8 protein-coding genes are annotated in these 11,727 nt (G+C 71.8%); 3 read left to right on the forward strand and 5 right to left on the reverse strand.

Annotated elements, in window-relative coordinates; all coding sequences use genetic code 11:
- Positions 1-110 precede the first annotated feature (110 nt).
- Positions 111-785: a TetR/AcrR family transcriptional regulator gene (locus ACWFRU_RS04070; protein ID WP_453684355.1), complete on the reverse strand. Its 675-nt coding sequence runs from the start codon at positions 783-785 to the stop codon at positions 111-113.
- 69 nt (positions 786-854) lie between these two features.
- Here ACWFRU_RS04070 and ACWFRU_RS04075 point away from each other — a divergent pair, with 69 nt between their 5' ends.
- The 3 genes from ACWFRU_RS04075 (at position 855) to ACWFRU_RS04085 (ending at position 4,486) form a co-directional block, all read left to right on the forward strand.
- Complete coding sequence (locus tag ACWFRU_RS04075) at positions 855-1,325, forward strand: SCP2 sterol-binding domain-containing protein (RefSeq protein ID WP_453684357.1); 471 nt, start codon at positions 855-857, stop codon at positions 1,323-1,325.
- A gap of 39 nt (positions 1,326-1,364) precedes the next feature.
- Positions 1,365-2,588, forward strand: a complete 1,224-nt coding sequence (locus tag ACWFRU_RS04080; protein WP_453684359.1) for an acyl-CoA dehydrogenase family protein — start codon at positions 1,365-1,367, stop codon at positions 2,586-2,588.
- A gap of 185 nt (positions 2,589-2,773) precedes the next feature.
- Positions 2,774-4,486, forward strand: a complete 1,713-nt coding sequence (locus ACWFRU_RS04085) for a hypothetical protein (protein WP_453684360.1) — start codon at positions 2,774-2,776, stop codon at positions 4,484-4,486.
- Here ACWFRU_RS04085 and ACWFRU_RS04090 read toward each other — a convergent pair.
- The 4 genes from ACWFRU_RS04090 to mmsA form a co-directional block, all read right to left on the reverse strand.
- Positions 4,483-6,132 carry a YfbK domain-containing protein gene (locus ACWFRU_RS04090; protein WP_453684362.1) on the reverse strand — a complete coding sequence of 550 codons (1,650 nt, stop codon included), beginning with the start codon at positions 6,130-6,132 and terminating at the stop codon, positions 4,483-4,485. The genes ACWFRU_RS04085 and ACWFRU_RS04090 overlap by 4 nt on opposite strands.
- Positions 6,133-6,460: 328 nt before the next feature.
- A complete protein-coding gene (locus tag ACWFRU_RS04095; protein ID WP_453684536.1) occupies positions 6,461-7,321 on the reverse strand; it encodes an ABC transporter permease in 861 nt (286 codons plus the stop codon).
- 35 nt (positions 7,322-7,356) lie between these two features.
- Complete coding sequence (locus ACWFRU_RS04100; RefSeq protein ID WP_453684364.1) at positions 7,357-10,011, reverse strand: alpha/beta fold hydrolase; 2,655 nt, start codon at positions 10,009-10,011, stop codon at positions 7,357-7,359.
- Positions 10,012-10,209: 198 nt separating this feature from the next.
- On the reverse strand, positions 10,210-11,712 hold the full coding sequence (gene mmsA, locus ACWFRU_RS04105) for a CoA-acylating methylmalonate-semialdehyde dehydrogenase (protein WP_453684366.1): 1,503 nt from the start codon (positions 11,710-11,712) through the stop codon (positions 10,210-10,212).
- Positions 11,713-11,727: the final 15 nt, after the last annotated feature.

Genomic DNA, 11,727 nt, shown 5'->3' on the forward strand with positions numbered 1-11,727 from the left:
TACTGGGAGGTCAACTTACCCACGCGTAGGGAAAGTTCAATGGGTTGGGCAACACAGAAATCGGCGAGCCACCCGCACCCGGATGACAAGAACCGGGGCGAGAGCAGCGCTCACCCCGAGCTGGAGCCCGCCCCCGGCACCCACACCTCCCCCTCGAGCACTCGGCCCATCCCCACCCACACCATGTTCATCAGCCGCAGGGTGACCCCCTCCGGCGACTGGCCCGGATGGTTGCCCATCCAGTCGGTGAGCGAGTCCGCCGCGCCGACCAGCGCGTACGCCACGAAGTCGGCGTCCTCGTCGTCCAGTCGGGACCCGCCAGGCTTCTGCGCGATGCCGTCCCGGACCAGGCCCGCGACCTCCGCCATCACCGCACGCCGCGCGTCGGCGACGGCGGACGCGATCGCCTCGCTCAGCTCCGACGCCTGGCGGTGCAGCACGACCCAGCTGTCGCGGTGCTCGGCAACGAAGGCGAAGAACGCCGAAAGCCCCGCGTGCAGGCGCAGTTCGGGCGCTTCGCCGCCGGCCCGCGCCGCGTCCTGGAACGCGGCGACCAGGCGGTCGGCCTCGCGCCGCAGGCAGGCGAGGAAAAGCCCCTCCTTGGAGTCGAGATAGAGATAGACCATCGGCTTGGAGATGCCGGCCAGTTCGGCGATCTCGTCCACGGACGCGGCGTGATAGCCGCGCTTGGCGAAGACCGTCACCGCCACATCGATGATCTGCTGCTCGCGCTCCTGGCGCGGAACGCGCTTCCGTCGTCCCTCAGTTCTCCCGTTGACCGTCACCCTTGCAGCCTCCCAGACTCGGGGCTACCTTACCCTTTAGTAAGTTTACTCTTGAGTAAGGAGATCGCCATGGCGGACGGCATCGGTGGCCCCGAGGGCTTGGCCGGCCTTGACTTCGCGAGCGTCACCCCCGAGGAGTTCGCGAAGATCGTGAAGGGGCTCTCCGGCAAGGAGATCACCGAGATCGCCCAGGACGCCGAGCTGCGCGCCCGCGTCCTTGAGGAGGTGTTCGGGCGGATGGGCCGGCAGTTCAAGCCGGAGGCCGCGGGCACGGTCGAGGCGCTGATCCGCTGGAAGATCACCGGGGTCGACGAGGCGGTCTACGAGACGGAGATCTCCCGGGGCACCTGCGCCGTCCGCGAGGGTCGCTCGGACGCCGAGCCGCGCGTCACGCTCGTGATGGCCGACGCCGAGTTCCTCAAGCTGGTCTCCGGCAACGCGAGCCCCGTGACGATGTTCATGATGCGCAAGCTCAAGATCGTGGGCGATGTGGCGTTCGCCGCCGGTCTGACCCGCTACTTCGACATCCCGAAGGCCTGACACCGAACGTCTGGACCGACCCCCTGAAGGGAACACACCATGGCCTTCTCGCTCGAACTGACCGAGGAACAGCGGGACCTGCGCGGCTGGGTGCACGGCTTCGCCGCCGACGTGGTGCGGCCGGCGGCCGCCGAGTGGGACGAGCGCGAGGAGACGCCCTGGCCCGTCATCCAGGAGGCCGCGAAGATCGGCCTGTACGGATTCGAGTCCCTGGCCGACCTGTTCGGTGACCCCAGCGGGCTCTCGCTGCAGATCGCCAACGAGGAGCTGTTCTGGGGCGACGCGGGCATCGGCATGGCCCTGTTCGGCACGTCGCTCGCGGTGGCCGGGATCTTCTCCGCGGGCACGCCCGACCAGCTCGCCGAGTGGGTGCCGCAGTGCTTCGGCGACGAGGACGACCCCAAGGTCGCGGCGTTCTGCGTGTCCGAGCCCGACGCGGGCTCGGACGTGTCGGCGATGCGGACGCGCGCGACGTACGACGAGGCACGCGACGAGTGGACCCTGTCGGGCCAGAAGGCGTGGATCACGAACGGCGGCATCGCGAACGTCCACGTGGTGGTCGCCTCCGTCGACCCGTCGCTGGGCTCGCGGGGGCAGGCGGCCTTCATCGTGCCGCCCGGCACGAGCGGTCTCGAAGGCGCCAAGAAGATAAAGAAGTTGGGGCTACGGGCCTCGCACACCGCGGATGTCTTCCTGGACGACGTACGCGTGCCCGGGCACTGTCTGCTCGGCGGCAAGGAGCGCCTCGACGCCCGGCTCGCGCGGGCCCGGGAGGGGACCAGAGCCGGTTCCGGGGGCCGCGGGCAGGCCGCCATGGCGACCTTCGAGGTGAGCCGCCCGACGGTGGGCGCGCAGGCGCTGGGCATCGCGCGGGCCGCGTACGAGTACGCCCTGGACTACGCGGGCTCCCGGGTCGCCTTCGGCCGCCCCATCATCGAGAACCAGTCCATCGCCTTCGCGCTCGCCGACCTGCGGACCGAGATCGAGGCCGTGCGGCTGCTGATCTGGCAGGCGTCGTGGATGGCGCGCAACGACAAGGCGTTCGACGCGGGGCAGGGCTCGATGTCCAAGCTCCGGGCCGGTGAGCTGGCCGTTTCGGCGACCGAGAAGGCGGTGCAGGTGCTGGGGGGTGCGGGGTACAGCAGGGAGCATCCGGTGGAGCGGATGTACCGGGACGCGAAGATCTACACGATCTTCGAGGGGACGAGCGAGATCCAGCGTCTGGTGATCGCGCGGGCCATCTCGGGGCGGCAGATCCGCTGACGCGGCGTGCGGCGAGCGGCGAGCGGTGTGCGACGAGCGACGAGCGGCGTGCGGCGTGCGGCGAGCAAGCCGTGGGCCCTAAGCCTCGCGCGCCCCGGATCACCGGCTCCGCCGAGTTCGTCCTCGAACGCCGGACAGGCCGAAAATCCCTCAAGCCCCACCTGAGCCGCGCCGATGAAAAGATCATGACGTCGACGCACCTCTCCCTCCGTGAGCCCGACGCCGTCCTCGGGCTGATCAACACCCGCGGCGGCGCCGGGCCCAGGCTCCGGCGCGGCGTCCTCTGTCTGCTGCCGGCCCTCGTCATCGCGTTCGCCGGGTTCCAGCGGCGCTGGATGTCCGACGACGGGCACATCTACGTCCGTACGGTCCGGCAGATCCTGGCCGGCAACGGCCCCGTCTTCAACGCGGGCGAACGCGCCGAGTCCTCCACCGGCACCCTCTGGCAGTGGCTGCTCGTACTCGCGGGACTGCCGGGCCTCGACATCGCCAGGGCCGCGATGTACGGCGGGCTGCTGCTGACCGCGGCCGGGTTCGCGCTCGCCTCGCTCGGGGCGCTGCGGTTGCACGCGCTCAACGCGGACAACATTTCCAAGGCGGCTCTCCCCTTCGGCTGCCTCATCCTGCTCGCGCTGCCGCCCGTCTGGGACTTCGCCACCTCGGGCCTGGAGACCGGGCTCGCCACCTGCTGGATCGCGGGCGCCTGGCTGCTCCTGGTGACCCGGGCCAAGGCGCTCACGACCTGCGTGGTCCTGGGTCTGGGCCCTCTCGTGCGGCCCGACCTGGCGCTCGTGTCCGCCGTCTTCCTCGGCGCGCAGTGGCTGATGGCGCGGCCTTCCCGGCGGGCCGCCTTCGGCGGTCTGGGAGCGGCCCTCGCGCTGCCGGTCGCGTACGAGGTCTTTCGGATCGGGTACTACGGGCAGTTGATGCCGCTGCCCGGCGTGACCAAGGAGGCCTCGCAGAGCCTGTGGGGGCGCGGGTTCGACTACCTCGCGGACTTCGCCGGGCCCTACCTCCTCTGGGTGCCCGCGCTGTTCCTGCTCGCCGCGCTGCTGCCCGCCACGGCCGTCCGGCGGGACGCCGCTTCCCTCGTCCCCGCGCTCGCGCCCGTCGTCGCGGGACTCCTCTGCTGGGTCTACGTCATCAAGGTGGGCGGCGACTTCATGCACGGCCGGATGTTCCTGCCGGGGCTGCTCCTCATGCTCCTGCCGGTCTTCCTGGTGCCCTGCACGCGCGCGTGGACCATCGCCACGGTGGGCGTCGGGATCTGGGCCGTGGCCTGCGCGAGCTGGCTGCGGATTCCGTACGAGGGGCGGATCGGGCCCGGCGGCGTCGCGGACGAGCGCGGTGTGTACGTGCAGCAGAACGCGGCGGCCCATCCCCTCCACCACGACTTCGCGGGCTACCCGGGCAACGTCGCGTACGCCCGTCTCGTACGCGAGGCCGACCGTGCGGGCACGCCCGCCCTGTTCCTCGCCAGAACCGCCGTCGGTGCCAACTCCCCCACGATCACCGGCGTCTACAGCACCCTCGGCTTCAGCGGCACCGTGGTGCCGCTGGACGGGGCCGCCCTCGACCCGATCGGGCTCGCCTATCCGCTGGCCGCGCACTCCGAGCGCCTCGACGGCCGGGTGGGCCACGACAAGCGGCTGCCGGACACGTGGATCTTCGCCGACCGGGGCCGTGGCCCCCTCCCCGAGGGCCTCGACCCGGCGGGTGTCGCCGCCGCCCGGCGCGCGCTCGACTGCGGTCCGCTGGCCGAGCTGCGGGCGGCGACGCGGGACCCGATGACGCCCGGCAGGTTCCTGCGCAATGTCACGGGTGTCTGGGAGCGCACCTCGTTCCGCTTCCCCAACGACCCGGTGCGGGCCGAGCGTCAGCTCTGCGGGCGGCGCTAGCCGGTGATCTCGCCCTCGTCCTCTCCCCCGCTTCCGCCGTGCCCAGAGCCGCCCTTCAGGCGGTCCGCCTGGCGGACGGCGGTCGCGAGGTCTCGCAGGGCTTTGTCGCCGTCCGCGTCCGACGACAACTCCTCGGCGCTTCGTGCCAGTTCCGCGAAGGTGGGCGCGCCGGGCAGCGGCCGCCAAGAGGGCTCGGGGGCGTCGGCCGTCGTGCCGGTTCCGGTGTCGGTGCCGGTGCCGTGGCGCAGTCCGTCCGCGAAGTACGCGGCGACCGCCGCGGTGCGCAGGCCGCGGTCGGCGTGCCACAGGGCGCCCTCCATGTCCCCGGACTCGATCTCGTTCGACTCCTCGTGCGGGGCACGGCTGTCGGGGTCGAGCCAGCGGACACTGGCCGTCGCCACGTGTCCGGTCTCGCCCGGCCGCATCCGTACGGCATACAGCGCGGTCACGGTGTGTCCGGGACCGACCTCGCCGCCGTCCACGCCGTCGTCGCGGAAGTCCTCGTCGGCGACCGCGCGGTTGTCGTAGCCGATGAGCCGGAACTGCTTGACGGTCCGCGGGTCGAAGGCGACCTGCGCCTTCGCGTCGCGGGCCCGCAGCTCGATGTTGGCGGGGAGCTGCTCGCAGAAGACCTTGCGGGCCTCCTCGGTGTCGGACACATAGGTGGTGTGGCCGTCGCCCTTGTCGGCGAGGCGTTCCATCAGGGCGTCGCCGTAGTCGCTGCCGACGCCGACCCCGAAGAGGGTGATGCCGTGTTCGCGGCGGGCGTCGGAGATGCGCTCCAGGATGCCGTCGGCGCTGGTCTCACCGGTGTTGGCGAGGGCGTCGGAGAGGAGCACGACGCGGTTGGTCGCACCGTCGCGCCGGCCACCCACCGCGGTGTCGTACCCCGTGCGGACGCCCGCCTCCAGGTTGGTGGACTGGGTGGGTTCCATGGCGCTGATGGCCGAGTGCACCTTGCCGCGGTGGTCGCCGAGGCGGGTCATGGGCAGCACGGTCTCCGCGCTGTCGCTGAAGGTGACGAGCGCGATGGAGTCGTCGTCGCGCAGCTCGTCGGTCATGATCGCGAGCGACTCCTTGACCAGGTCGAGCCGGCCGGGCTCCGCCATCGAACCGGAGACGTCGATCACGAAGGTGAGGGCGGCGGGCGGGCGTTCGGCGTCCGACGTGTCGCCGCGGGTGGCGAGGCCCACCCGCATCAGGGACCAGTCGTCGTCCTCGGTACGGGCGCCGTCCACGTTCACGGAAAAGCCGTCGCCGTCGGGGCGCGGATAGTCCTGGCGGAAGCTGTTGACGAACTCCTCGGGGCGTACGGTCGCCGGGTCCGGGAGGCGGCCTTCGGCGAGGGTGCGGCGGGCGAAGCCGTAGGAGGCGGTGTCCACGTCCAGGGCGAAGGTGGAGAGGTAGTCGGGGCGCGGGGTGAAGCCGCGCCCCTTGTCGTCCTGTTGCTCTCCGGGGGTGGCCGCGTCGCCGGTGCCGGGCGAGGCGGGGCCCGGGGCGGGCAGCGGGGCCGTGCCCCGCCGCTCCTTCCCGCTGCTGTCGGCGGCCCGGTCCGTGTTCTCGGCGCCGATGCTGCATCCGGTGAGCAGCAGCCCGCCCGCCACGGCCGCGGCGAGCAGCCCCCGCCGTGCTTTCCAGGTCCGCATCCTGGCCCCCTCGCGTCGTCGGTTCACATGACTGTGACGCGGGGGGCGGGGTGAACGGTCGCTCGGGAGGGTTGCGGAAGAGTCTCAATGCGGGAACGGGCCCCTGGGCCTTGGGCGGCGTCGATCACCGGCTCCGCCGAGTTCGTCCTCAAACGCCGGACAGGCTGGCCCCCTGGCCTTGCGCGACGTCAGTCACCGGCTCCGCCGAGCTCGTCCTCAAACGCCGGACGGGCTGAAGCCCGCGCGAACGAACCCCCAAGCCCTGCGCCCCGTCAATCACCGGCTCCGCCGAGTTCGTCCTCAAGCGCCGGACGGGCTGAAAGCCCCCTCACGACACCACGTCCTTCCGCGCGAACCCCCGGAACGCCAGCGCGAACAGCACCAGTGCGTACGTCACCGAGACCGCGGAGCCCTGGATCATTCCGCCCCATTCCATCTTCGGCTGGATCGCGTCCGCCCATGCGAACTGCCAGTGCGCGGGCAGGAAGTCGCGCCAAGCGCCCAGTGCCGTGACCGCGTCCAGGACGTTGCCGACGATGGTCAGGCCGACCGCGCCGCCCACCGCGCCCAGGGGCGCGTCGGTCTTCGTCGAGAGCCAGAACGCGAGGGCGGCCGTGACCAGTTGGGAGACGAAGATGTACGCGACCACGATCACCAGGCGCTGCGCCGCCGTCCCCGCGGGCATCGTCCCGCCGGTCGGGATCTCCAGCGGGCCCCAGCCGTAGGCCACCGTCCCGACCGCGAGGGCGACCAGGGGCAGGAGCACCATGGCCGCCGCGCTGAGTCCTAGCGCCACGGCCAGCTTCGACCACAGGAGGCGGGCCCGTGGGACGGGAGCCGCCAGCAGGTAGCGCAGGGACGACCAGCTTGCCTCCGAGGCGACCGTGTCCCCGCAGAACAGCGCGACGGGGATGACGAGAAGGAAACCGGCGGAGACGAACAGACACGTCGCCGCGAAGTTCCCGCCGGAGGCCGTGGCCGTGTCCATCAGCGTCACCCGGCCGCTTCGGGACTCCGGCGAACCGGCGATGGCGAACGCCGCGACGAGCACGAAGGGCAGCAGGGTCATCACCCCCGCCATGACCAAGGTCCTGCGCCGTTTCAGCTGGCGCACCGCCTCGACCCGCAGCGGCAGTGTGCGGCCGGGGCGGTAGCCGGGAGCCGTGGCGCGCTCCGTGCCCGGATGCATGCCCGGCTCCGTGCCGGGCCCCGTGGCTGTGGCGCTCATGCGGTGCCTCCGTCGATCAGGGTCAGGAACGCGTCCTCCAGGCGGCGGTGCGGGCCCATGGACTCCACCGGCAGCTCCAGGCGCACCAGTTCGGGCAGCAGCCGTGCGGCGCTGCCTGCCTCCGTGCCGTCCAGGCGTACGAGGAGGCCGCCGTCCGCGCGGACCGCCGACGCGACGCCGGGCAGGGCGCCCACCTTGTCGACCATGGGGTCGGAGACGGCGTCCGCGAGGCCCACCAGGAGCGTGTCGCCCGAACCGACGATCTCGGCGACCGGGCCCGCCTGGATCAGCCGGCCGCGGTCCATGACCACCAGGTGGGTGCAGGACTGCTCGACCTCGGCGAGGAGATGGCTGGAGACGATGACCGTGCGGCCGCCTCGCGCGTACCGGATCATCACCTCGCGCATCTCGCGGATCTGTGGCGGGTCGAGGCCGTTGGTCGGTTCGTCGAGGATCAGCAGGTCCGGCATGCCGAGCATCGCCTGGGCGATGGCGAGCCGCTGCCGCATGCCCTGCGAGTACGTGCGCACCGCGCGGGCAAGGGCGTCGCCGAGGCCGGCGATCTCCAGGGCCTCGTCCATGCGGGCGTCCTCGGCGGGGCGGCCGGTGGCCTTCCAGTACAGCTCCAGGTTCTCGCGGCCGGAGAGGTGCGGCAGGAAGCCCGCGCCCTCGACGAACGCGCCGACCCGGGAGAGGACCGGGGCGCCGGGCCGGATCGCCTGGCCGAAGACGCGGATCTCGCCCGCGTCGGGCCGGATCAGGCCCATGAGCATGCGCAGGGTCGTCGTCTTGCCCGCGCCATTCGGGCCGAGGAGGCCGAGCACCTGGCCCTTCTCGACGCCGAAGGAGAGGTCACGGACCGCGTAGCGGTCGGTCGACTTGGCGTACCGCTTGCTCAAGTCGGTGATCACCAGGGGGACTTCGGCGAGCTCCGGGTCCGGCGCGGGCGCCGAGGTGCGGCGCCTGGCGGTGACCAGGAGCAGTACGGCGATCACGGCTCCGGCCGCGGGGAGCCACCACACCCAGGCGGGCAGCGGGGCAGCGGCCGTCTTCACGCCGGGCGCCGTCGGGACCGACAGGTCGCTCTTCACGGACACCCTGTACGTGGCGGGCTTCGCCGGAGAGGCGTAGCCCAGGTCCGTCGAGGCGAGGACGAGGCGCAGGCGGTGGCCCTTCTGCACGTCGTGGTCGACGGCGGGCAGGGTGATCGTGACGTCCTTGCCCGCCTTCGCGCCCTCCACGCGGATCGGCGAGACGAGCTGCGAGGGCAGCACCTTCTGGCCGCCGCCGGGCCCGACGTCGTACACCTTGCCGAAGAGCACGGCGTCCTCGCTGTCGGACTTGACGTGCACCCGCACCTTCGGTGAACCGGTGATCCGCAGGTCGTCCTTGAACGGCGCCGACTGGAACGCGGCGTGCTGGCCGGGGAAGTCGAGGGAGACGCCGACGCCGAGCGAGGAGAGCTGGTTGAGGCCGCCGCCGCCCGCGCCGGGGAGCGCGGAGATGGCGGGCGGCGCGGCGCCCGCGGGGTTCTCGACGCGCTGCGGGTCGCGCCCGCTGAGCGCGATCTTCCGCTGCCCGCTCTCCAGGCCGGGGTACCGGTCGCCGCTCGCGCCGCGCAGTTGCGCGGCGCCGTCGGTGGAGTCGATGCCTCCGGTGCGGGTCACGCGGAACGCGGGGCCGGTGTCGGCGCCCTCGTCGTCCTTCAGGTAGCGGTCGAACCACGAGCCGATGCGGGATTCCACCCGTCCCGTCTCGCGGTCGCCGCCGTCGTGGCCGCCCGAGATCCAGTCGACGGACACGGGCGCGTGGTTGCCGCGGATCGCCTGGGAGATGCGGTCGGCCTGGCCGAGCGGGAAGAGGGAGTCGGACTGCCCCTGGAAGAGCAGGGCGGGGGTGTCGATGCGGTCGCCGACGGCTTCGGGGCTGCGGGCGGCGAGGAGCTTCTGCGCGGCGGCGTCCGGCTTCCCGGCCTCCGCGACGCGGTTGTACATCTCACAGAGCTGCTTCTCGAAGCGCTCGCAGCCGCCGCCGGTGTTGATGAAGAGCCCGGCCCAGAGTTTCTTGAACACGCCGTTCGGGAAGAGCGCGTCGCTGAGGTTCCAGTACGTGATCTGGGTGGCGATGGCGTCCACCCGGTCGTCGTACCCGGCGGCCAGGAGGGAGACCGCGCCGCCGTACGAGGCACCGGTCATGCCGACGCGGGGGTCGCCCTTCTTGTCCAGCTGCACCTCGGGGCGCTTCGCCAGCCAGTCGATCAGCCGGCGGGCGTCGGCGACCTCGCCCTTCGGGTCGTTCAGGCCGATCTTGCCGGTGGACTTGCCGAAGCCGCGGGCCGACCAGGTCAGGACCGCGTAGCCCTTCTCGGCCAGGTCCTCGGCCTGGGCGCGCAGGTCGTTCTTGCTGCCGCCGAAGCCGTGGCCGATGAGGACGGCGGGGCGCTTCGTGTCCGGGTCCCCCGCGGTGAAGTACGAGGTGTCGATCTTCGCGCCGCCCGTTTTGTCCACACCGGGCATCTCCATGAGGTGATCCTCGCGGTGCACGGCGGGCCCGTCGTCCGAGGCCGCCGCCGTCCACGTGCCCGCCCCCGCCAGAAGGGCGAGGGCGGCCGCGGCGGCAAGCAGTCTGCGCCTGGGCAGTCGTAGATCCATGCGTCAACCGTACGGGCGAGGGCTGCCATGCGAGGCAGCCGGTGGTCTGAACCCGCTTGCCTACCTGAGGAGTAGGACACGAGCGAGCCGTACCACGGATGCGGTACGGCAGGCCCTCGTGCCCCGCACGGATGTCCGCAAACTCCCCCAAGCTCTCAAGGAGCAGGGGGGACCCCCACGACAGGTCGTCCCGCGCCCTCAGTGGTTCCGCGGGAACCCCAGGTCCACGCCCTCCGGCGCGTCCGACGGGTCCGGCCAGCGGGTCGTGACGACCTTGCCGCGGGTGTAGAAGTGCGTCCCGTCATTTCCGTAGATGTGGTGATCCCCGAACAGGGAGTCCTTCCAGCCACCGAAGGAGTGGTAGCCGACCGGCACCGGGATCGGCACGTTCACGCCGACCATGCCCGCCTCGATCTCCAGCTGAAAGCGCCGCGCGGCGCCGCCGTCACGCGTGAAGATCGCGGTGCCGTTGCCGAAGGGCGAGGCGTTCATCAGCGCCACACCCTCCTCGTAGGTGTCGACGCGCAGGACGCACAGGACGGGACCGAAGATCTCGTCCTTGTACGCGGCGGCCGTCACCGGCACGCGGTCCAGGAGCGAGAGGCCGATCCAGTGGCCGTCCTCGAAGCCCTCGACCGTGTGGCCCGTGCCGTCGAGGACGACCTCGCAGCCCTCGGCCGCCGCCCCGGTGACGTACGAGGCGACCTTGTCGCGGTGGGCGGCGGTGATCAGCGGGCCCATCTCCGACGTCGGGTCGTTGCCGGGGCCGATCTTGATCTTCTCGGCCCGCTCCTTGATCTTGGCGACCAGTTCGTCGCCGACCGAGCCGACCGCGACGACGGCCGAGATGGCCATGCAGCGCTCGCCCGCCGAGCCGTAGGCCGCCGAGACGGCCGCGTCGGCCGCCGCGTCGAGGTCCGCGTCGGGCAGGACCAGCATGTGGTTCTTGGCGCCGCCGAGCGCCTGGACGCGCTTGCCGTTGGCGGTCGCGGTGGTGTGGATGTAGCGGGCGATGGGCGTGGAGCCGACGAAGGAGACGGCCGCCACGTCCGGGTGCTCGAGGAGGCGGTCCACGGCCACCTTGTCGCCGTGCACGACGTTGAAGACGCCGTCCGGGAGACCGGCCTCGCTCAGCAGCTCCGCGATCTTCAGCGCGGGCGACGGGTCCTTCTCCGAGGGCTTCAGCACGAAGGTGTTGCCGCACGCGATGGCGAGCGGGAACATCCACATCGGCACCATGGCCGGGAAGTTGAACGGCGTGATGCCCGCGACGACTCCGAGCGGCTGGCGGATGGACGACACGTCCACACGCGAGGCCACCTCCGTCGACAGCTCACCCTTGAGCTGGACCGTGATCCCGCAGGCCAGATCCACGATCTCCAGGCCACGGGCGACCTCGCCGAGCGCGTCCGAGTGCACCTTGCCGTGCTCGGCGGTGATCAGCTCGGCGATCGCGTCACGGTTGGCGTCCAGGAGCGCGCGGAAGGCGAAGAGGACCGAGGTGCGCTTGGCGAGCGACGACTTGCCCCACGTGGCGTACGCCTCGCGCGCGGAGGCGACGGCGGCGTCCACCTCGTCCACGTTCGCGAAGGCGACCTGCGTGGTGACGGCGCCGGTCGCCGGGTCGGTCACCGGGCCGTACGTACCCGACACACCCTCGACGGTCTTCCCGCCGATCCAGTGATTGACGGTCTTCGTCATGACAAGCATCCCTAC

It is taken from the genome of Streptomyces sp. NPDC055099 (assembly GCF_053607685.1).